This is a genomic window from Sedimentitalea sp. XS_ASV28, assembly GCF_041224545.1.
Taxonomy (GTDB): Bacteria; Pseudomonadota; Alphaproteobacteria; order Rhodobacterales; family Rhodobacteraceae; genus Sedimentitalea.
Genome location: NZ_JBGFGP010000037.1, coordinates 1 through 21194, shown reverse-complemented (window position 1 = coordinate 21194; position 21194 = coordinate 1). Strand labels below are relative to the sequence as shown.

General features: G+C 60.0%; 18 protein-coding genes, 1 tRNA gene and 1 pseudogene. 2 read left to right on the top strand and 18 right to left on the bottom strand.

Going from position 1 to position 21194, the window contains the following annotated elements:
• The 5 genes from AB9K34_RS00590 to rpsL form a co-directional block, all read right to left on the bottom strand.
• Nucleotides 1–141: GTP-binding protein (locus tag AB9K34_RS00590; RefSeq protein WP_263615882.1), on the bottom strand; the 141-nt coding region annotated here is incomplete at its 3' end.
• A 46-nt stretch (nucleotides 142–187) separates the two neighbouring features.
• On the bottom strand, nucleotides 188–646 hold the full coding sequence (locus AB9K34_RS00585; RefSeq protein ID WP_369952545.1) for a hypothetical protein: 459 nt from the start codon (nucleotides 644–646) through the stop codon (nucleotides 188–190).
• A gap of 98 nt (nucleotides 647–744) precedes the next feature.
• On the bottom strand, nucleotides 745–2862 hold the full coding sequence (fusA, locus tag AB9K34_RS00580; RefSeq protein ID WP_369952544.1) for an elongation factor G: 2118 nt from the start codon (nucleotides 2860–2862) through the stop codon (nucleotides 745–747).
• Nucleotides 2863–2883: 21 nt separating this feature from the next.
• Nucleotides 2884–3354, bottom strand: a complete 471-nt coding sequence (gene rpsG, locus AB9K34_RS00575; protein ID WP_369952543.1) for a 30S ribosomal protein S7 — start codon at nucleotides 3352–3354, stop codon at nucleotides 2884–2886.
• Between the two features lie 15 nt (nucleotides 3355–3369).
• Complete coding sequence (rpsL, locus tag AB9K34_RS00570) at nucleotides 3370–3741, bottom strand: 30S ribosomal protein S12 (protein WP_011570072.1); 372 nt, start codon at nucleotides 3739–3741, stop codon at nucleotides 3370–3372.
• A 418-nt stretch (nucleotides 3742–4159) separates the two neighbouring features.
• Here rpsL and AB9K34_RS00565 point away from each other — a divergent pair, with 418 nt between their 5' ends.
• Nucleotides 4160–4996, top strand: coding sequence for a putative rhamnosyl transferase (locus tag AB9K34_RS00565; RefSeq protein WP_369952542.1), 837 nt, complete (start codon nucleotides 4160–4162; stop codon nucleotides 4994–4996).
• Here the strand turns inward: AB9K34_RS00565 and AB9K34_RS00560 are convergent.
• The 10 genes from AB9K34_RS00560 to AB9K34_RS00515 all read right to left on the bottom strand — a co-directional run bounded on the left by AB9K34_RS00560 (nucleotide 4982) and on the right by AB9K34_RS00515 (nucleotide 18546).
• Nucleotides 4982–5863 carry a DMT family transporter gene (locus AB9K34_RS00560; protein WP_369952541.1) on the bottom strand — a complete coding sequence of 294 codons (882 nt, stop codon included), beginning with the start codon at nucleotides 5861–5863 and terminating at the stop codon, nucleotides 4982–4984. The two genes, AB9K34_RS00565 and AB9K34_RS00560, sit on opposite strands and share 15 nt — an antisense overlap.
• 170 nt (nucleotides 5864–6033) lie before the next feature.
• Entirely contained in the window at nucleotides 6034–10275 is a 4242-nt protein-coding gene (rpoC, locus tag AB9K34_RS00555; protein WP_369952539.1) for a DNA-directed RNA polymerase subunit beta', read from the bottom strand.
• Nucleotides 10276–10324: 49 nt separating this feature from the next.
• Complete coding sequence (rpoB, locus tag AB9K34_RS00550) at nucleotides 10325–14458, bottom strand: DNA-directed RNA polymerase subunit beta (protein WP_369952538.1); 4134 nt, start codon at nucleotides 14456–14458, stop codon at nucleotides 10325–10327.
• 244 nt (nucleotides 14459–14702) lie between these two features.
• Nucleotides 14703–15077, bottom strand: coding sequence for a 50S ribosomal protein L7/L12 (gene rplL / locus AB9K34_RS00545; protein ID WP_369952537.1), 375 nt, complete (start codon nucleotides 15075–15077; stop codon nucleotides 14703–14705).
• A 74-nt stretch (nucleotides 15078–15151) separates the two neighbouring features.
• Nucleotides 15152–15667 carry a 50S ribosomal protein L10 gene (gene rplJ, locus AB9K34_RS00540; RefSeq protein WP_369952536.1) on the bottom strand — a complete coding sequence of 172 codons (516 nt, stop codon included), beginning with the start codon at nucleotides 15665–15667 and terminating at the stop codon, nucleotides 15152–15154.
• A 245-nt stretch (nucleotides 15668–15912) separates the two neighbouring features.
• Nucleotides 15913–16611, bottom strand: coding sequence for a 50S ribosomal protein L1 (gene rplA, locus AB9K34_RS00535; protein ID WP_369952535.1), 699 nt, complete (start codon nucleotides 16609–16611; stop codon nucleotides 15913–15915).
• Nucleotide 16612: 1 nt separating this feature from the next.
• On the bottom strand, nucleotides 16613–17038 hold the full coding sequence (rplK, locus tag AB9K34_RS00530; protein WP_369952534.1) for a 50S ribosomal protein L11: 426 nt from the start codon (nucleotides 17036–17038) through the stop codon (nucleotides 16613–16615).
• A 158-nt stretch (nucleotides 17039–17196) separates the two neighbouring features.
• A complete protein-coding gene (gene nusG / locus AB9K34_RS00525; protein ID WP_369952533.1) occupies nucleotides 17197–17730 on the bottom strand; it encodes a transcription termination/antitermination protein NusG in 534 nt (177 codons plus the stop codon).
• Nucleotides 17731–18074: 344 nt separating this feature from the next.
• Entirely contained in the window at nucleotides 18075–18272 is a 198-nt protein-coding gene (gene secE, locus AB9K34_RS00520) for a preprotein translocase subunit SecE (protein WP_369952532.1), read from the bottom strand.
• A gap of 198 nt (nucleotides 18273–18470) precedes the next feature.
• Nucleotides 18471–18546, bottom strand: a tRNA-Trp gene (locus tag AB9K34_RS00515).
• Between the two features lie 158 nt (nucleotides 18547–18704).
• Between AB9K34_RS00515 and AB9K34_RS00510 the strand changes: the two genes are divergently transcribed.
• On the top strand, nucleotides 18705–19388 hold the full coding sequence (locus AB9K34_RS00510) for a lysophospholipid acyltransferase family protein (RefSeq protein WP_369952531.1): 684 nt from the start codon (nucleotides 18705–18707) through the stop codon (nucleotides 19386–19388).
• Here the strand turns inward: AB9K34_RS00510 and AB9K34_RS00505 are convergent.
• The 3 genes and pseudogenes from AB9K34_RS00505 to tuf all read right to left on the bottom strand — a co-directional run.
• Nucleotides 19385–20038: a CatB-related O-acetyltransferase gene (locus tag AB9K34_RS00505; protein ID WP_369952530.1), complete on the bottom strand. Its 654-nt coding sequence runs from the start codon at nucleotides 20036–20038 to the stop codon at nucleotides 19385–19387. The two genes, AB9K34_RS00510 and AB9K34_RS00505, sit on opposite strands and share 4 nt — an antisense overlap.
• Nucleotides 20039–20149: 111 nt before the next feature.
• Nucleotides 20150–20971 carry a hypothetical protein gene (locus tag AB9K34_RS00500; RefSeq protein ID WP_369952529.1) on the bottom strand — a complete coding sequence of 274 codons (822 nt, stop codon included), beginning with the start codon at nucleotides 20969–20971 and terminating at the stop codon, nucleotides 20150–20152.
• A gap of 86 nt (nucleotides 20972–21057) precedes the next feature.
• Nucleotides 21058–21194 (bottom strand): annotated as a pseudogene (tuf, locus tag AB9K34_RS00495) (elongation factor Tu); the annotation flags it as partial.

Sequence of the window (21194 nt, the reverse complement as noted above, 5' to 3'; positions counted from 1 at the left end):
GCCGTCGATCTGGTCATAGGCCTTGAAGTCACCGAAATACTTGGTGATTGCCGCGGTCAGCGTCGTCTTCCCGTGGTCAACATGGCCAATCGTGCCGATGTTGACGTGCGGTTTTGTACGCTCAAACTTTTCCTTTGCCATGATGGCCTCCTTTATAGCTTCGTCTGGTCGGGCTCGCCCTTTAAGGCTAACCGAATATCATTCTCTTGATCCGCGAACTCACACTACCGCCGAGTTCTTCGATCTCCACCCTTAAAGCGGTTTTGTTCGTATCGGCTATGCCCTTCATCGCGCTGACCAAAGCCATCCCCAAAAGCCCGCCGCCACCGGTGCTGGTTGGGGCTGGTGTCCGGGATGAGAACTCATTTGGGCCAGATATCGTTTTGCCGGTCCCGGCTTCGACAACGCTAAATGTCCCGGATGCTGAGCTACCCTTCGATGGCTTGATGTATAGCGACGTCACATTTACAACTACCCGCACAGGCAGATCGCCGACGGATCCCTTGGACTGTAGCCCAGAAACAATCTTGTTCTGGAAATTCCTTTTGAACGATTCGCCTCGGAGTGCCAAATCGGGCTCACTTTCCGGCCCAATATTCACACTCACGCTCTGGACGTCCAATCGCTCGGATACCTGCGGGGTCACAACCATGTCCTGACCCGGCAGGCTACATGCCGAAAGCAGTACTGCCGCGCAAAAAACAACCAGACTTCTACGATTTATCATACTGCTGCCTTCAATAATTATGCGTATTTCGCCTGGATCTCGTCGCTGATGTTCTGCGGAACCGGATCGTAGTGATCGAACTGCATGGTAAAGTTCGCACGGCCCGAGCTCATCGAACGCAACGTGTTGATATAGCCGAACATATTGGCCAGCGGCACCATCGCGTCGATGGCGATCGCGTTGCCGCGGCTCTCCTGTCCGGTCACCTGTCCGCGACGGCTGGTCAGATCGCCGATGATACCACCGGTATACTCTTCCGGCGTGATCACCTCGACCTTCATGATCGGTTCCAGCAGCTTGGCGCCGGCTTTCTTCATGCCTTCGCGCATGCACATGCGTGCGGCGATTTCAAAGGCCAGAACGCTCGAGTCGACGTCGTGGAATTTGCCGTCGATCAGGGCGACCTTAAAGTCGATCACCGGGAAGCCGGCGAGCGGCCCGCTGTCCATGACCGAGTTGATGCCCTTCTCAACACCCGGGATGTATTCCTTGGGAACGGCACCACCAACGATGCGGCTTTCGAAGGAATAGCCTTCGCCGGCTTCTGTCGGCGAGATGATCATCTTCACTTCGGCGAACTGACCCGAACCACCCGACTGTTTCTTGTGGGTGTAGGTGTGTTCGACCTCGTGACCGATGGTCTCGCGATAGGCCACCTGGGGCGCACCGATATTGGCTTCGACCTTGAATTCACGCTTGAGACGATCCACCAGGATATCCAGGTGAAGTTCGCCCATGCCCTTCATGATGGTCTGACCGGATTCCAGGTCGGTTTCCACGCGGAAGGACGGGTCTTCGGCGGCGAGACGCGCCAGACCTTGCGACATCTTCTCCTGGTCGGCCTTGGTTTTCGGCTCGACCGCGATCTCGATGACCGGATCGGGGAAGGTCATGGTCTCCAGCACGACCGGATCGTTGACCGCACAGAGCGTGTCACCGGTCGTGGTGTCCTTGAGACCCGCCAGCGCGATGATGTCGCCCGCAAACGCTTCGGTGATTTCCTCGCGGTTGTTGGAGTGCATCATCATCATCCGGCCAACGCGCTCTTTCTTGCCCTTGGTCGAGTTCAGAAGCGTCGCGCCCTTTTCCAGCGTACCGGAATAGATGCGGGTAAAGGTCAGCGAGCCGACAAACGGGTCGTTCATGATCTTGAACGCCAGTGCCGAGAAGGCCATGTTGTCATCCGCGCGGCGCGCGATGTTACGAACTTCTTCCTCGTCGCCGGGCTTGAAGCCCATGTAATCGACAACGTCCAGCGGGCTGGGCAGATAGTCGATCACGGCGTTGAGCAGCGGCTGGACACCCTTGTTCTTGAACGCGGAACCGCCCAGAACCGGTACGAAGTGCAGCGCGAGCGTGCCCTTGCGCAGCAGTTTGCGCAGGGTCGGCACGTCGGGCTCGTTCCCTTCGAGGTATTCCATCATCGCGTCGTCGTCTTCCTCGACGGCCGCTTCGATCATCTTGCCGCGCCATTCGTCGGCCAGGTCCTTGAGGCTGTCGCGAATCGGGGCCTTGACCCAGCTTGCGCCGAGGTCTTCGCCCTGCCACAGCCACTCTTCCATGGTCACGAGGTCGATCAGGCCCTCCAGTTCGTTCTCGGAACCGATCGGAATACCGACCGGAACAGCACGCGCACCGGTGCGGTCTTCGATCATGCGAACGCAGTTGAAGAAATCGGCACCGATCTTGTCCATCTTGTTAACGAACACCATCCGCGGAACCTTGTAACGGTCCGCCTGGCGCCAGACGGTTTCGGTCTGGGGCTCGACACCGGCGTTGGCGTCGAGAACACAGACAGCACCGTCGAGAACCGCCAGCGAACGCTCGACTTCGATGGTGAAGTCAACGTGGCCGGGCGTGTCGATGATGTTCAGGCGGTGCTTGGGCGAATCGGCGGTCTGGCCGTCTTCCGTGCGCTCCCAGAAGGTGGTCGTCGCAGCCGAAGTGATGGTGATCCCGCGTTCCTGCTCCTGCTCCATCCAGTCCATGGTGGCCGCACCATCGTGCACCTCACCGATGTTGTGGGATTTGCCGGTGTAGAACAGGATCCGTTCGGAGCAGGTGGTCTTGCCTGCATCGATATGGGCCATGATGCCGAAGTTGCGGTAGCGGTCTAGCGGATAATCGCGTGCCATGAGTTCAATACCTCTGAGGGTTTACCAGCGGTAGTGGCTGAAGGCTTTGTTCGCCTCGGCCATCTTGTGGGTGTCTTCGCGCTTTTTCACCGCGGAACCGCGGGATTGCACGGCGTCCAGGAGTTCGCCGGCGAGACGCTCTTCCATGGTGTTTTCATTGCGGGCGCGGCTCGCCTTGATCAACCAGCGGATGGCCAGTGCTTCGCGGCGCTCGGGGCGCACCTCGACCGGCACCTGGTAGGTGGCGCCACCCACACGGCGCGAGCGGACTTCGACGCTGGGTTTGATGTTGTCGAGTGCTTCGTGGAACACCTCGACGGGCGAGCGCTTGATCTTGGTTTCAACACGATCCATCGCGTTGTAGACGATGCGCTCGGCGACGGATTTCTTGCCGTCGATCATCAGGTTGTTCATGAACTTGGTCAGAACCGTATCGCCGAACTTGGCGTCGGGCAGGACTTCGCGTTTTTCGGCGGCGTGACGACGTGACATATCAGCCTCTCCTTCTTACTTGGGACGCTTGGCGCCGTATTTCGAACGACGTTGCTTACGGTCTTTGACGCCCTGCGTATCCAGAACACCGCGCAGGATGTGATAGCGCACACCGGGAAGGTCTTTGACGCGACCGCCGCGGATCAGGACAACCGAGTGCTCCTGAAGGTTGTGGCTCTCACCCGGAATATACGAGATGACCTCGAAACCGTTGGTCAGGCGCACCTTGGCCACCTTCCGCATCGCGGAGTTCGGCTTCTTCGGCGTCGTGGTATATACGCGCGTGCAGACGCCACGCTTCTGCGGACATTCCTGCAGATGCATGGACTTGGATCGTTTGATTTTAGGCTGCCGCGGCTTGCGGATCAGCTGTTGGATCGTTGGCATTCCGGTTCTTTCCCCGTTTCGCAACATACATGTCATGCACGCATGTGCGTGCGGTTCAAATTCTTCGCAACTTACGCGTCCGCAAGCGCAAAAACCGCAATCGTTCCCATTCCGAGGTGAACGACGCGGTGGGTATACAGAGGATCGGAGCGACAGGTGCCCGGATCGTGACCACTTCAGTATAGATTTCGACAGCTGGGGCGACCCCCAAAGCCGAGATGAAACCGGCGTATAAGTGGAGTCGCCGAGCGTGTCAACAGCCCCCGGCCGATGCGGGACATCGGCTGGCTGATGCCGCACGCTGATGACGCTGCGGCGTTTTCACCGCGCTGGCGGGCCGGTCATGGTGCGGAATCAGGAAAGGCCCGACGCCGTGTTCGGTTCTTGCATCCCACCGCCGGACGCTGCAAGAGTTGGGATGTCGCGACATCGTGGGACGTCCATGCAGGTCATCGGTCTTTGCCGCTTTTCCTATCCTGCCATCGGCGGGTTTCAGGTTGAACACGAAAGCGTGGAAGACCGCATCGCCTATCTCTATGCGCCAGAGCGGCTGGAGGAAAGATTCCGGTACTTCGAAACGATCACCTTGCCGGGGATCCGCGCCCAATCCGATCCGGAATTTACCTTTCTCATCCTCACGGGCGAAAGCCTTCCGGACATATACCGGCAACGGCTGCAGGCGCTGGTGGCCGACATTCCACAGGCCGTGATCCTCGCCTATCCGCCCGGTGAGCACCGCGGAACCATGCAAAAGGTGATCAACCTGCATCGGGTCGCCAGCCACGAACCATGCCTGCAATTTCGACTGGATGATGACGATGCGGTGGCTTTTACCTATGTCGAAAAGCTCAGGGATGCGGCCCGCGACGTGGCGGCTTTGCTGCGCAATCACCGGCATGTCGCCATCGACTTCAACCAGGGGTACATCGCCCGACCGGGACCTGAAGGGATCGACGCAATGCCGATCCAGACCCCGTACTGGACCCCTGCCCTTGCGCTCATGCTGCGCCCGGATGTCAAGACGTCGGTGATGAACTACAGCCATGGCAAGCTGTTTCGTGCGATGCCGACAGTCACGTTTACCGGTGAGGACATGATGCTGCGCGGGTTCAACCGTTTCAACGACTCGCGGTTCAAGAAAGCCGCCAAGCCCGCTGCGCTGACGCCGCTGGATGCCAAGGGGGAACTGTTGTTCCAGATGACCTACGGAATCGACTCCGACCATGTCCGCAGGGTGTTTTCAGCGCCCCGCTGATTTCACGGGCCTGACCGCGCGTTCGCGGTAGAGCGTGAACACGCCGGTGGCCACGACGATCGCGGCCCCCAGCAACGTGAGATCGGAGGGCCAATCGCCGAAAACCAGCCAGCCCAGAGCCAGCGCCCACAACAGCCCGGTATAGCGGAAGGGCGCAACCACCGCGATATCGCCCACGCGCATCACCATCACGCTGAACAAGTACCCCCCGAGAATGAAGAAGGACGCGCCGGCAATGAGCAGCGTCAGCCGCAGGTCGAGCGGCTGCCAATCACTGCCGATGGAACCGAGCCCAAAGAACAGCAACACGGCAAGTGACGCAACAAGCGTCACCGTCATCGAGGGCACCGATGCCGACATGCGCCGCGTCGCGAGATCGCGGATCGTCACGCAAAGCACGGCGGCAAGCGCATAAATCGAGTCGATGTCAAACCCGTTCGGACCCGGCCGCACGATCAGCAACATGCCACAGAATCCAACCATGATCGCGCTCATGCGCCGCCAGCCGACCGGATCACCAAAGAACAGCGCAGCGCCGAGGGTCACGGTCAGCGGCAGCACCTGTAGCACCGCCGTGACATTGGCCAGCGGCATGTTCATCAGCGCGGTCAAAAAGAAGTAGGCCGCCGCGATCTCGGCAACCGACCGCAGCGCGACCAGCATCCAGTCACGATGCGACAGATCAAAACGCAACGTCCCGAGATGGCGCGCCAGCAGATAGATCAGCAAGGTCGTCACGATGCCCCGCAGCGTCAGCAACTGAAACAGGGGCAATTGGTTGTCGGTCGCCTTGATGCAGGCGTCGTTCAGGGTGAACGCGGCCATGCTTGCCATCATCAGCAGCGAGCCATGCAGGTTCGGCGACATTGATTGCTCCGTCCGGCGGGAGCCACGCCCCCTCTTGCCAGACCGGTCAAGCGCAAAACGGCGCGCATATCAAGCACAGAGCGACATTTCCCTGCTTTGCTCGAAAAAAAGCCCCCCGCGCATCACGGCGCGAGGGGCCATCCCTTACTGGCGATGACCCGCTCAGCGGATCAATCGCGGCTTTCCGGTGTTTCGGCCATCGGATCAAAGGCATCGGCGTCGATGATGTCCGCGTCGGTCGGAGCCGCCAGGGCTGCTGCCGCCTCGGCCTCTTCGCGGCGCGCATCGATCACCACGTTGTCCCGCTCGGTCGCGATACGACGCACACGCTGGGTGGCGCCACCTGTCCCGGCCGGGATCAGGCGACCCACGATCACGTTCTCCTTGAGACCGACCAGCTTGTCCTTCTTGCCCTGAACCGATGCTTCGGTCAGAACGCGGGTGGTCTCCTGGAACGACGCCGCAGAGATAAAGCTGCGGGTCTGCAGGCTGGCCTTGGTGATCCCCAGAAGGATCGGCTCACCCTGTGCCGGACGACCATTCTTGGACAGCGCCTTTTCATTGGCGTGATCAAATTCCTGCTTGTCCACGTGCTCGCCTTTGAGCAGCGTCGTGTCGCCGGAATCCTGGATCTCCCACTTTTGCAGCATCTGGCGAACGATCACCTCGATGTGCTTGTCGTTGATCTTCACACCCTGAAGCCGGTAGACGTCCTGCACTTCGTGGATCATGTAATCGGCCAGTGCCTCGACACCCATGATCGACAGGATGTCATGCGGCGCCGGGTTGCCGTCCATGATGTAGTCGCCCTTCTGGATGAAGTCGCCTTCCTGCACCGGAATATGCTTGCCTTTCGGCACCATGTATTCCGCCGGTTCCAGCGTTTCGTCCACAGGTTCGATGCTGATGCGGCGCTTGTTCTTGTAGTCGCGCCCAAAGCGCACGTAACCATCGATTTCGGCGATGATCGCGTGATCTTTCGGACGACGCGCTTCGAACAGTTCCGCCACGCGCGGCAGACCACCGGTGATGTCCTTGGTCTTGGACCCTTCACGCGGAATACGCGCAACCACGTCACCGGCCTTGACCTCGGCACCATCCTCGATCGACAGAACCGCGTCCACGGACATCGGATAGGTCACCGGGTTGCCCGCATCGTTGCGGACCGGTTCGCCATCGGTGTCGACAAGGATGATCTCGGGCTTGAGCTCATTCCCCTTGGGTGCGGCCCGCCAGTCGATCACGATCTTCTGGGTCATACCGGTCGCATCGTCGGTTTCATCGCGCACAGCGATACCGCTGACCAGATCGACGAACTTCGCCGTACCGGCCTTTTCCGCGATGATCGGCAGGGTATACGGATCCCATTCGAACAGCTTCTGGCCACGCTTGACAGACTCGCCTTCCTTGACGAACAGCTTGGAGCCATAGCTGAGCTTGAAGCTCGCACGCTCTTCACCGTGCTCGTCATTGATGACGATCTTCATGTTCCGGCCCATCACCAGCATTTCGCCCGACGCGTTTTCGAGAATCTGCGGATTCTCGAAGGCGACGACACCATCCTGACCGGTTTCCTGGAACGACTGCTGGCCACCCTGCGCAACGCCGCCGATGTGGAAGGTCCGCATGGTCAGCTGGGTTCCCGGCTCGCCGATGGACTGCGCCGCGATGATGCCGACCGCTTCGCCCTGGTTCACCAGCGTACCGCGAGCGAGATCACGGCCATAGCACATGGCACAGACGCCCTCTTCGGCCTCGCAGGTCAGCGGGCTGCGGATCCGCGCGGTCTGCACGTTCGCCTCGTCGATCGCATCCGCCATCCGTTCGTCGATGATCTGTCCTTGCGACACCAGAACCTCGTCGGTGCCCGGCTTGACGATGTCATCCGCCGCAACCCGTCCCAGCACACGTTCGGCCAGCGATGCCACGACTTCGCCGTCGTTCACCGCCGGTTCGGCCGTGATCGCCGCTTCGGTGCCACAGTCATGCATGCGCACGATGCAATCCTGCGCCACGTCCACCAGACGCCGGGTCAGGTATCCCGAGTTCGCCGTTTTCAACGCGGTATCGGACAGACCCTTGCGGGCGCCGTGGGTCGAGTTGAAGTATTCAAGAACGGTCAGACCTTCCTTGAAGTTCGAGATGATCGGGGTTTCGATGATGTCGCCGTTCGGCTTGGCCATCAGGCCGCGCATACCGCCCAGCTGCTTCATCTGCGTTACCGAGCCACGGGCCCCGGAATGCGCCATCATGTAGACGCTGTTCGGTTCCTTTTCGGAACCGTCTGCGTCACGCCCGCTGTCAGAGATCGACCCCATCATCGCTTCGGTGACGCGGTCGTTACACTTGGACCAGGCATCGACAACCTTGTTGTACTTTTCGCCCTGAGTGATCAGGCCGTCCATGTACTGCTGTTCGAAATCCTTGACCTGCTCGCGGGTCTCTTCGACGATCGGCCACTTGGCGTCCGGGATCAGCATGTCGTCCTTGCCGAACGAGATGCCCGCCTTGAATGCCTCGCGGAAGCCCATGGTCATGATCTGGTCACAGAAGATGACCGACTCTTTCTGGCCGCAATAGCGATAGACAGTGTCGATGACCTGCTGCACTTCCTTCTTGCGCAGCAGACGGTTGACCAGTTCGAACGGTGCCTTGGCATTCAACGGCAGCAACGCCCCCAGACGCACGCGGCCCGGGGTGGTTTCGTACCGCTTCTGAACCTCGTTGCCCTCATCGTCGATCTGGGTCACGCGCGCGGTGATCTTGGAATGCAGATGCACTTCGCCCGCGTCCAGCGCGTGCTGGACCTCTTCGATCGACCCAAAGATCTTGCCCTCGCCCTTCATGCCTTCGCGTTCCAGCGTGACATAGTAAAGGCCCAGGATCATGTCCTGCGACGGAACGATGATCGGCGCACCGTTGGCGGGCGACAGAACGTTGTTCGTCGACATCATCAGAACACGCGCCTCGAGCTGTGCCTCAAGGCTCAGCGGTACGTGAACGGCCATCTGGTCACCGTCAAAGTCAGCGTTGAACGCCGAACAGACCAGCGGGTGCAACTGGATCGCCTTGCCCTCGATCAGAACCGGTTCGAACGCCTGAATGCCGAGACGGTGCAGCGTCGGCGCACGGTTCAGCATGACCGGATGTTCGCGGATCACCTCGTCAAGAATGTCCCAGACTTCGGGACGTTCTTTCTCGACGAGTTTCTTTGCCTGTTTCACGGTCGACGACAGCCCCTTGGCCTCAAGCCGCGAGTAGATGAACGGCTTGAACAGTTCCAGCGCCATCTTCTTGGGCAGGCCGCATTGGTGCAGCTTGAGCTCCGGACCGGTCACGATGACCGACCGGCCCGAGAAGTCGACCCGTTTCCCCAGAAGGTTCTGGCGGAAGCGACCCTGCTTGCCCTTGAGCATGTCCGACAGCGATTTCAGCGGACGCTTGTTGGCGCCGGTGATCACGCGGCCACGGCGGCCATTGTCAAACAGCGCATCGACCGATTCCTGCAGCATCCGCTTTTCGTTACGGACAATGATATCGGGCGCACGCAGTTCGATCAGACGCTTCAGACGGTTGTTCCGGTTGATGACCCGGCGATACAGGTCATTCAGGTCGGAGGTCGCGAAACGACCGCCGTCCAGCGGCACCAGCGGGCGCAGTTCTGGCGGGATCACCGGAATCACGGTCAGAACCATCCATTCCGGGCGGTTGCCGGATTCAAGGAAGGATTCCACCACTTTTAGACGCTTGATGATCTTCTTGGGCTTCAGTTCGCCTGTCGCCTCTTTCAGATCGGCGCGCAGAGTTTCGGCCTCTTGCTCAAGATCGATGGCCGCCAGCATTTCGCGGATCGCCTCGGCGCCAATATTGGCGGTGAAGGCGTCCATTCCATAGGCATCCTGTGCGTCCATGTACTCTTCTTCGGTCATCATCTGGCCGTATTGCAGGTCGGTCAGACCCGGCTCGATGACAACGTAGTTTTCGAAATACAGAACCCGCTCCAGATCACGCAGAGTCATGTCCAGCATCAGGCCGATGCGGGACGGCAGCGATTTCAGGAACCAGATATGCGCAACGGGTGCCGCCAGTTCGATGTGGCCCATGCGCTCGCGGCGAACCTTTTGCAGCGTGACTTCCACACCGCATTTCTCGCAGACGACGCCGCGATATTTCATCCGCTTGTATTTGCCGCACAGACATTCGTAATCCTTGATCGGGCCAAAGATACGCGCACAGAACAGGCCGTCACGCTCGGGCTTGAACGTGCGGTAGTTGATGGTTTCCGGCTTCTTGATCTCGCCATACGACCACGACAGGATGCGTTCCGGCGACGCCAGCGACACCTTGATCTCGTCAAAGACCTTGGGCGGCGTCAGCGGGTTAAACGGGTTGTTGGTCAGTTCCTGGTTCATTTTGCGTCCTTACACATTGGGATGGGATGAGTTTGGGGCGAAACCGCCCCTACTCTTCCTCCGCATCCAGGAGTTCCATGTTCAGGCCGAGACCCCGGACCTCTTTCACGAGAACGTTGAAGGATTCCGGCACGCCGGCTTCAAAGTTGTCCTCGCCCTTGACGATGCTTTCATAGACCTTGGTCCGTCCGGCAACGTCGTCCGATTTCACGGTCAGCATTTCCTGCAGGGTGTATGCAGCGCCATAGGCTTCCAGAGCCCAGACTTCCATTTCCCCAAAGCGCTGGCCACCGAACTGCGCCTTACCGCCCAGCGGCTGCTGGGTCACGAGCGAGTACGGTCCGGTCGAACGCGCGTGGATCTTGTCGTCGACCAGGTGGTGCAGCTTGAGCAGGTACTTGACGCCCACGGTGACAGGCCGTGCGAATTGCTCGCCGGTCCGGCCATCGTAAAGCACCGACTGACCGGATTCGCTGAACCCGGCGCGCAGCAGCGCGTTGTTGACATCGGCCTCTTTCGCACCGTCGAAAACCGGCGTCGCGATCGGCACACCGCGGGTCACGTTCCCCGCCGCTTCGACAAGCTGATCCTCGTCCATGCCGCTGATGCCTTCGTCATAGACATCGTCGCCATAGGCCAGCTTCATCGCTTCGCGTACCGGTGTCAGATCGCCCGAGCGCCGGTATTCCTGCATCGCTTCGTCGATGTTGAGCCCCAGGCCGCGCGCGGCCCATCCCATGTGGGTCTCAAGGATCTGACCGACGTTCATACGCGACGGCACGCCCAGCGGGTTCAGACAGAAATCGACCGGCGTACCATCCGCGAGGAACGGCATGTCTTCCATCGGGACAACCTTGGAAATCACACCCTTGTTGCCGTGACGTCCGGCCATCTTGTCGCCCGGTTGCAGCTTGCGCTTCACCGCCACGAACACCTTGACCATCTTCATCACGCCCGGGGGCAGATCGTCGCCGCGACGGACCTTTTCGACCTTGTCTTCAAAACGCGCATCAAGGGCGCGCTTCTGCGCCTCGTACTGCTCGTGCAGGGCTTCGACGATCTTGGCGTCATCCTCTTCATGCAGGGCAAGCTGCCACCATTGTCCACGGCTCAGGGTTGCCAACAGATCCTCGGTCACTTCGGACCCGGTCTTGATGCCTTTCGGCCCCTTGGCAACCGTCTTGCCCATGATGACGGATTTCAGGCGCGCATAGATGTTGCGGTCGAGAATAGCCAGCTCGTCGTCACGGTCGCGGGCAAGGCGTTCGACCTCTTCGCGCTCGATCTGCAGGGCACGCTCGTCCTTTTCCACACCGTGGCGGTTGAACACACGCACTTCGACAACGGTGCCAAAATCGCCCGGCTTGACGCGCAGCGAGGTGTCGCGCACGTCGCTCGCCTTTTCGCCGAAGATGGCACGGAGGAGCTTCTCTTCCGGCGTCATCGGGCTCTCGCCCTTGGGAGTGATCTTGCCGACGAGAATATCGCCCGGTTCCACATCCGCACCGATATAGACGATGCCGGCCTCATCGAGGTTGCGCAGCGCCTCTTCACCGACATTGGGAATGTCGCGGGTGATCTCTTCCGGCCCGAGCTTGGTATCGCGGGCGGCGACTTCGAATTCCTCGATATGGATCGAGGTAAACACGTCGTCCTGCGCGATGCGCTCGGAGATCAGGATCGAGTCTTCGTAGTTGTAGCCGTTCCACGGCATGAAGGCGACGACCACGTTCTTGCCGAGCGCCAGTTCACCGATATCGGTGGACGGACCATCGGCGATCACCTGCCCCTTCTGCACCGGATCCCCGACCTTGACCAGCGGACGCTGGTTGATGCAGGTGTTCTGGTTCGACCGCTGGAACTTGCGCATGCGGTAGATATCCACACCCGCGTCGCCCAGTTCCAGATCTTCGGTGGCCCGGATCACGATCCGCTGCGCATCGACCTGGTCGATGACGCCGGCGCGTTTCGCCATGATCGCAGCACCGGAATCCCGCGCCACAACCTCTTCGATGCCGGTCCCGACCAGCGGTGCCTCGGCCCGCAGCAGCGGAACCGCCTGACGCTGCATGTTCGACCCCATCAGGGCGCGGTTGGCGTCGTCGTTTTCAAGGAACGGAATCAGCGACGCGGCCACCGAAACGAGCTGTTTCGGGCTAACGTCGATCAGGTCGACATTCTCGCGCGGCGCCAGCGTATAGTCGCCGGACTGGCGCGTGCTCACCAGTTCGTTGATGAAATTGCCGCTCTCGTCCAGCGACGCGTTGGCCTGTGCCACGGTGTGACGCATTTCCTCGGTGGCGGACATGTAGTGCACTTCGTCCGTCACGTGACCTTCCTTGACCACGCGGTACGGAGTTTCGATGAAGCCGTACTTGTTCACGCGGGCAAAGGTCGCCAGTGAGTTGATCAGACCGATATTCGGCCCTTCCGGCGTCTCGATCGGGCACATGCGGCCATAGTGGGTCGGGTGAACGTCGCGCACCTCGAACCCCGCGCGCTCGCGCGTCAGACCGCCCGGCCCAAGCGCCGACAGGCGGCGCTTGTGCGTCACCTCGGACAGCGGGTTGGTCTGGTCCATGAACTGCGACAACTGCGACGAGCCGAAGAATTCGCGCACCGCGGCGGCCGCCGGTTTCGCGTTGATCAGATCCTGCGGCATCACCGTGTCGATTTCGACCGAAGACATGCGTTCCTTGATCGCGCGCTCCATGCGCAGCAGACCCACGCGGTACTGATTTTCCATCAACTCGCCGACCGACCGCACGCGACGGTTGCCCAGGTGGTCGATGTCATCCACGTCGCCATGGCCATCGCGCAATTCCACCAGCGCCTTGATGCAGGCAACGATGTCTTCGCGGCGCAGGGTGCGCATGGTGTCTTCCGCATCCAGCGCGAGACGCATGTTCATCTTGACCCGGCCAACTGCCGAGAGGTCGTAACGCTCGCTGTCGAAGAACAGCGTGTCAAACAGCGCGCTCGCCGCTTCAACGGTGGGCGGCTCGCCCGGGCGCATGACGCGATAGATATCCATGAGCGCGGTTTCCCGGTTCATGTTCTTGTCCTGCGCCATTGTGTTGCGGATGTAGGGGCCGACATTGACATTGTCGATGTCAAGAACCGGAATGTCGGTGATACCCGCATCGATCAGGTCCTTGACGGTGCCGCCGATCAGGTCGCCATCCTTGTCGTATTCCAGCGTCAACTCGTCCCCGGCCTCGACATAGATCGCGCCGGTTTCCTCGTTGATGATATCCTTGGCGACGAACTTGCCGACGATGTGATCAAACGGCACCAAGAGGTCGCTGACCGTTCCTTCATCGATCAGCTTCTTGACCGCGCGCGGAGTCACTTTCTTGCCGGCCTCGGCAATCACTTCGCCGGATTTGGCATCGACGAGGTCATAGGTCGGACGCGTGCCGCGAACCCGTTCCGGGAAGAACGGAGTCACCCAGCCTCGATTGTTGTTCAGCGTGTAGGAAACCGTATCGTAATAGGCATTCATGATGCCTTCCTGATCCAGCCCGAGCGCATAGAGCAGCGTCGTCACCGGCAACTTGCGGCGGCGGTCGATGCGCGCATAGACGATATCCTTGGCATCAAATTCAAAGTCGAGCCAGCTGCCGCGATACGGGATGATGCGGCAGGCAAAAAGCAGCTTGCCCGAGCTGTGGGTCTTGCCCTTGTCATGGTCAAAGAACACGCCCGGCGAGCGGTGCATCTGGCTTACGATCACGCGTTCGGTGCCGTTCACGATGAATGTGCCATTGGGCGTCATCAGGGGCATGTCGCCCATGAACACGTCCTGTTCCTTGATGTCCTTGACCGATTTCGCACCGGTATCCTCGTCGACATCGAACACGATCAACCGCAGCGTCACCTTGAGCGGTGCGCTGTAGGTCATGTCGCGTTGCTGGCATTCCTCAACGTCGTATTTCGGCTTTTCCAGCTCGTATTTCACGAATTCCAGCACGCTGGTCTCGTTGAAATCCTTGATCGGGAAAACCGACTGGAACACGCCCATGATGCCTTCGCCGTCGGTCGGCTGTGGCGCGTCACCGGAATTCAGGAACAGGTCATAGCTGGATTTCTGAACCTCGATGAGGTTCGGCATTTCCAGCACTTCACGGATTCTACCGTAATATTTACGAAGACGTTTCTGGCCAAGGAAGGACTGAGCCATATCAGGTGTCACCTTTCAGTTTTCTCACCGGTCAAGGATGCCGCCGGGCCCTGGCACCTTGCCCATACGAGACAGCGTGTCCGGATCAATTCATGGCCACCGTCCCGAATGGCAGCCTCCCGATCCCGTGAACCACGCCTTGGAAAAGGCTTGTCCAAAAGCCCTTTCCAAGACAGGTTCGGCTGGACCCGGATTTCTCCGGATCCAGCCAAATTTCATGCGGCGGGTTGCCCCACCTGCCGGCTCAGGCCAGCTCGACCTCGGCGCCAGCTGCTTCCAGCTTGCCTTTGATCTCTTCGGCTTCGGCCTTGTCGATGCCTTCTTTGATCTTGCCGCCGGCTTCGACCAGGTCCTTGGCTTCTTTCAGGCCCAGACCGGTGATGCCGCGAACTTCCTTGATCACGTTGATTTTCGAAGCGCCGGCGTTCTTCAGAACGACGTCGAATTCGGTCTTTTCTTCCTCGGCTGCGCCACCGGCTTCAGCAGGACCCGCCATCATGACAGCGCCGCCGGCGGCGGGCTCGATGCCGTATTCGTCCTTGAGGATGGTTTTCAGTTCTTGTGCTTCCAGCAGGGTCAGACCAACGATCTCTTCTGCCAGCTTCTTCAGATCAGCCATTTTATCAGCTCTTTCCGTTTACAGTTCGTGTGTTCCAACGACGCGTGTTCACCCACGTGCCGGACTTACGTTGCTCAGGCGGCCGCCTTGTCCTCGATGGTGGACAAGATGGACGCGATGTTGCTTGCAGGTGCGCCAATGGCCCCGGCGATGTTGCTTGCAGGTGCACCGAGCATGCCTGCGATGGTAGCGATAAGCTCCTCGCGAGACGGCATTTTCGATACGGCCTGCACACCGGCCCGGTCCAACGCATTCTCACCCATTGCGCCGCCAAGAATTTCAAACTTCTTGTTTTCCTTGGCGAAATCCTCGGCTACCTTGGCCGCAGCCACAGGATCCTCGGAATAGGTCAGAACGGTCATGCCCGTCAGGAGCGATGTGATGGACTCACACGGCTTACCCTCAAGGGCGATCTTGGCGAGCCTGTTCTTGGCAACACGCACAGACCCACCCGCTTCGCGTGCACGCGCGCGCAGGTCCTGCATCTCGGCAACTGTCAGTCCGACGTAGTGGCTTACCACGACGACGCCAGAGCTTTCAAAGATCTGGCCGAGTTCCTCGACCACTTTCTCTTTCTGGGCTCTATCCACAGTTTCACTCCAAGTATGGGAGTTTCCCCCCGGCTCAGTTTCACCCCGCATATTGGTCACGGGGCATTCGGGTCCAATTTCAGGGTCCCGAGCCAAAACCACCCGAAGGTGCAATATGTCTCGTTTCCCATCTCAGGAAGGAATTATTCAGGCTATTGCCTGAACCCTCCGTCTCGGACAGGACGGGGCCAAGTGTTGCGGCCCCGCCATCTGGAGCCGAAGCTCCAAATTCCTGTGCGGCGATGTTATTCGCCGGTCGCGCTGGCAACATCAATGGTGACGCCAGGTCCCATTGTCGAGCTCAGCGCGATTTTCTTCATATAGGTGCCCTTGGCACCCGCAGGCTTGGCCTTGGCCACGGCACCGACAAAGGCGCGCACGTTTTCGACCAGCTTGGCCTCGTCGAACGATGCCTTGCCCACACCTGCGTGCACGACACCGGCCTTTTCGACCTTGAACTGCACTTCGCCACCCTTGGCGGCCTTCACCGCACCGGCCACATCCATGGTGACGGTTCCGACCTTGGGGTTCGGCATCAGGTTGCGCGGACCCAGCACCTTGCCCAGGCGACCGACGATCGGCATCATGTCCGGTGTTGCAATGCAGCGATCAAACTCGATCTTGCCGCCCTGCACGGTTTCCATCAGGTCTTCTGCGCCAACGATGTCGGCACCGGCGGCGGTTGCTTCGTCCGCCTTTGGGCCGCGGGCAAAAACCGCAACGCGAACCGTCTTGCCGGTTCCATTCGGCAGTCCGACGACGCCGCGGACCATCTGGTCGGCGTGGCGCGGATCGACACCCAGGTTCACGGCCAGTTCGACGGTTTCGTCGAATTTCGCGTTCGCATTGCCCTTGACCAGTGCGACGGCTTCCTCGACGCTCAGGTTGTCTTTGCCTGCAACGGCTTCGCGGGCGGCGCGGGTACGTTTTCCAAGCTTTGCCATCTTACTTCACCTCGATGCCCATGGAGTTGGCCGAGCCAACAATGATTTTCATCGCCGCATCGATATCGGTGGCGTTGAGATCCTTCATCTTCGCTTCGGCGATCTCGCGCACCTGCTTGACGGTCACAGTACCCACGACTTCACGCGACGGGGTCTTGGCACCGGATTTCAGCTTGGCCGCCTTCTTCAGGAAATACGACGCCGGCGGCGTCTTGATGTCCATGGTAAAGGACTTGTCCTGATAGTAGGTGATCACGGTCGGGCACGGCGCGCCGGGCTCGAGATCCGCGGTCTTGGCGTTGAACGCCTTGCAGAATTCCATGATGTTGATGCCGCGCTGGCCCAGGGCGGGTCCAACTGGCGGCGACGGGTTTGCCTGCCCGGCGGGCACTTGCAGCTTCATGGAGCCGACGAGTTTCTTGGCCATTGGCCATCTCCTTTTGTCATCGGCGGGTTCCCCCGCCCTAAGAGGCGTGACGCGTCACACCCCGATTTGCTAGCGTGGTGCGGCTCGGACACGCGTGCCGTTGCCTCCCACAAACGAACGGCCAGCCGGCCGCAGGCAGGTCAGCGCCCGCCGAACACTCAGGCCTGCTTGCTGACCTGCGTGAATTCCAGTTCGACCGGTGTCTCCCGGCCAAAAATCGAAACCGACACCTTCAGGCGCTGGTTCTCGTCGTCCACTTCCTCGATCATGCCATCGAAATCCTCGAACGGACCGTCGTTGACCTTGACCTTCTCGCCGATCTCGAAATGAATCAGCGTGCGCGGCGTTTCTTCGCCCTCCTGCACCCGGTTCATGATCGCGTTCAGTTCGGCATCACGCATCGGCATCGGGCGGCCCTGCGGGCCAAGGAAACCGGTCACCCGGTTGATCGAGTTGATCAGGTGATACCCCTGATCGGACATTTCCATATGCACAAGCACGTAACCCGGCATGAAGCGGCGTTCGGTTGTCACCTTCTTGCCGCGACGGACCTCGATCACCTCTTCGGTGGGAACGAGGACCTCATCGATATCGCCCTCAAGCCCCTGCTCGGCGACCGATGTGCGGATCTGTTCTGCGATCTTCTTTTCGAAATTCGAAAGAACACTGACCGAATACCACCGTTTCGCCATGAAGCTCGTCGCCCTTGTCTTGCCGAGTCGCCCATCGCGGAACGCCTCGAAATTCTATAAGTCTTTCAAACGGTTGACCCGTCATCCGCAGAACAAAAAGCGGCGCGCGGCACGAATCGCCACACGCCAATGTTCCGGGACGGGCGTGACCTAACGCTCATTTGTCAAATGTTCAAGGGGTTAACCGAGTATTATTGCATGTACCCCATGCACCCAACGAAAATCTCGGGGTGCGGCACAGCCATCGCCTCATATCACAAAACGCAGATCGTGCAAATCACCGCATGGGCTCTGGGTAGTCTGATGTCGTCCTTGAAATGCAGAGCGCCGTTGGTCGGGGATTGTCAGCCGAACATTCCAAGCAACGCCGTCAGCCCGCCACGGATCAGAAGATCGACCAGCGCGAAAAAGGCCGCGGTCAGCGCCGCCATGATCAGAACCATCACCGTGGCCAGAAGCACCTCTCGACGTGTCGGCCAAACGACCTTGGCAACCTCGGCACGCACTTGCTGGATGAACTGAATGGGGTTGGTGGTGGCCATGAGGGGGCCCTTTTCTGATGTCGATTAGCGGGCACATAACGTTCTGAGCCCGGTGTTTCAAGCCGCAGATCGCCGCAACGCACGCCAAGTGTGCAGTTTTCGCGGCAGTTTCACGCAAAAGCGAGCTATGTAACCGCTTCAACCCCGATCCGACCGGTGGCGGACTCGCGGCTCACGATCCCTGTATCTGGTGTGAATTGGCAGGGGCAGCAGGGTTCGAACCCGCGACCTACGGTTTTGGAGACCGTCGCTCTACCAGCTGAGCTATACCCCTAGGACCGGGGTTGTCCTAAGCCAAGGCGCGCGTCGGGGCAAGAGGGAAATAGCCTCGCGATACAACTGAGTTTACGCCATTATGACAAAAGCCGAACCGGACCATTCCCGCCGCTCGCCGCGTCGCGTATGAGAATGACCAAAAGACGGGAGCAACAGGTGAGCCTGCGGAAGAAAATCGCTGACAGCGCGTGGTTCAACAACGCAATCGAAGGTGCCTTCGCCGCCTATATCCGGCTGGCCTATCGGACCTCGCGATGGGAGCGGACGGGTTTCGAGGCGATGGACGAGGTTCTGGCGCAGGGAGAGCCTGTCATCGTGGCGCTGTGGCACCAGCGGCTGATGATGGCGCCTTACCTGTTCAACATGGAACTCGGCAAAATCTGCTCGCTGACCTCCGCTGCAAGGGCGGGACGCATGGCCGGTCAGGTCCAGGCGCGTTTCGGCTTTGACACCATTGCGATGTCATCGCACATGCGCCATGTCGCGCTGTCACGCGAGGTCCTGGGCCGGATCCGCGATGGCTGGTCGATCGGCATCGCCACCGATGGGCCGCGCGGGCCCGCGCGTGTCGCCTCAACCGTACCGCTGGTCTGGGCGCGCACATCGGGCAAGCGGATATTCGTGGTGAGCTTTTCCGCACGCCGGGTTCTCGCCTTGCCGACATGGGACAGGATGTGGCTGCCCGCGCCTTTCACGCGCGGCACCCTTGTCTGCCGGGAATGGCCGGAAACCGTACCGCGCCGGCCAAGTGACGAAGAGACCGAACGATTGCGCGAGAAGCTCGAAATCGCACTCGACGCGGTCACGGACGAGGCCGACGCCGCAACGGGTCGCCGTTAGAGTTCGGCAGCCGCAACATTCAATGCCGCAAGGTCGGCGCCGCAAATCGCCGCTTCATGTCGCAGAATATGCTCGATGGGCCAGTCCCACCATGACAGTTCGAGCAACCGCGAGACCGTCGCGGGTGCAAAGCGCGACCGCAGGACCTTGCCGGGATTGCCGCCAACCACAGTGTAATCCGGTATATGGCCGCCAATCACCGCACCGGCGCCGATAATCACCCCCGAACCGATTCGTGTACCCGGAAGAACGCGCGCGCCCTGCCCGATCCAGACGTCATTGCCGATCTCCGTATCCGGAAACGGACCATCGGGAAGCGACGGACGGTCCGGGTCCATCCCGTCGAAAATCGCGAAGGGAAATGTGGAAAACCCGTCGCGTCTGTGATTGGCCGATGCCGTGATGAAAAGCACCCCGTCCGCGATTTGGCAAAACCGCCCGATGCTGAGATGTTCTCTGCTTTGGGGGTGCAGATATGGCGCCAGTCGAGAGGACCAGTCCGCCGGCGCATCAAAGGAAGAGGCATAGCTATACGCACCGACCGTCCAGCGCGGATGATCGATCGCGGCAGACAGGAAAACCGTACTGAGGTGGCGTTCGCCATCAGGCAGGACAATCGGGTGCAGGGTTCGGGGAGAGGGAAAGGGCATGACGACCTCGCTTTGACCAATTCATAACGACGGGTTCAGAGCGAAATGTTCATCAAAGCCTCCATCAGGCTTGTGGCATGAATACCAGCCAGCGGCCCTGAAAGAAAGTCGTCAGGTGAAAAACCCGTCAGGCCGGTTGCGAAAATGAAAGGCCTGTCGTGCCTCGGGATTGGCCCTGACCGCGCTGATCAGCCGACGCATCAGCCTGTCGATACGGAAGCGCTTTACGCTCTGCTTCATGGCACGCAGGTGGCCGACCAGCTGGTCATCCGTCATCGTCACGATATTGGCCTGTTCCAGCATCTCGGGCGGCATGTGTTTCGTGTAGAGAAAGGATACCGACATCGGCGCGACATGCGCAATCGGTTCGAAATAGTCCGACAGAACAGCCATCTGAGCGGCGATCCAGGGTTGTTGCCACCACAGAAAATCCTGCTGGACCACGATGGAGCGACCCGCGATCAGATGCGGGAAGAACAGGCGGCTCATCTCGTGCATGGATTTCGCGGTTTTGGACGCATCCATGACCAGAAGCTCGACCGGACCGGCCTGCCATGTCTGATCTTCGATCAACCCCTTGTGCAGCACGATTCGATCCCCCCACGGGGCGAGAAAATGCCGGACGACGGGAAGCAGGTCGTCACCCTGTATCTCGGGCAGTCCGCGCGGCGGAAAATCGGCATCCCGCGCCGGCAGATCGGCCAGGTAAGTGTGATAGCGCCTGCGGAACACGTTGAAGTCATTGACCAGGAATTTGTCATAGCCGTGCACGATCTGTTTACGCCCCGCCTGCCGCAGCCCCTCTGCCAGACAGGCAGTCGAACCACCCGCAAAGGCACCCAGATCGACAACCGCGCCCAGATCGGCGCAGCATTCACGCGTCAGCCAGACATAAAAGGCCTGCTCGGCCTGACTGATCATGGTCGGAATCAATGCGGCCTCCCCCAGGTCAGATACCTGAAGGAGGCCCCATTCGTTTTTCGAGAAGCCGTCGAACGAAACGTTCGACACGGTTGCCCTTACTCGACGATCTTTGAGACGACGCCTGCGCCGACGGTGCGGCCGCCTTCGCGGATGGCGAAGCGCAGGCCCTGTTCCATGGCGATCGGCGCGATCAGTTCGACGCCAAAGGACACGTTGTCGCCCGGCATCACCA

Bases quoted from the DNA above. Each gene is read 5' to 3' on its own strand.
- fusA (WP_369952544.1), bottom strand. From the start codon at position 2,862: ATGGCACGCGATTATCCGCTAGACCGCTACCGCAACTTCGGCATCATG.
- rpsG (WP_369952543.1), bottom strand. From the start codon at position 3,354: ATGTCACGTCGTCACGCCGCCGAAAAACGCGAAGTCCTGCCCGACGCC.
- rpsL (WP_011570072.1), bottom strand. From the start codon at position 3,741: ATGCCAACGATCCAACAGCTGATCCGCAAGCCGCGGCAGCCTAAAATC.
- AB9K34_RS00565 (WP_369952542.1), top strand. From the start codon at position 4,160: ATGTCGCGACATCGTGGGACGTCCATGCAGGTCATCGGTCTTTGCCGC.
- AB9K34_RS00560 (WP_369952541.1), bottom strand. From the start codon at position 5,863: ATGTCGCCGAACCTGCATGGCTCGCTGCTGATGATGGCAAGCATGGCC.
- rpoC (WP_369952539.1), bottom strand. From the start codon at position 10,275: ATGAACCAGGAACTGACCAACAACCCGTTTAACCCGCTGACGCCGCCC.
- rpoB (WP_369952538.1), bottom strand. From the start codon at position 14,458: ATGGCTCAGTCCTTCCTTGGCCAGAAACGTCTTCGTAAATATTACGGT.
- rplL (WP_369952537.1), bottom strand. From the start codon at position 15,077: ATGGCTGATCTGAAGAAGCTGGCAGAAGAGATCGTTGGTCTGACCCTG.
- rplA (WP_369952535.1), bottom strand. From the start codon at position 16,611: ATGGCAAAGCTTGGAAAACGTACCCGCGCCGCCCGCGAAGCCGTTGCA.
- rplK (WP_369952534.1), bottom strand. From the start codon at position 17,038: ATGGCCAAGAAACTCGTCGGCTCCATGAAGCTGCAAGTGCCCGCCGGG.
- nusG (WP_369952533.1), bottom strand. From the start codon at position 17,730: ATGGCGAAACGGTGGTATTCGGTCAGTGTTCTTTCGAATTTCGAAAAG.
- secE (WP_369952532.1), bottom strand. From the start codon at position 18,272: ATGGCCACCACCAACCCCATTCAGTTCATCCAGCAAGTGCGTGCCGAG.
- AB9K34_RS00505 (WP_369952530.1), bottom strand. From the start codon at position 20,038: ATGCCCTTTCCCTCTCCCCGAACCCTGCACCCGATTGTCCTGCCTGAT.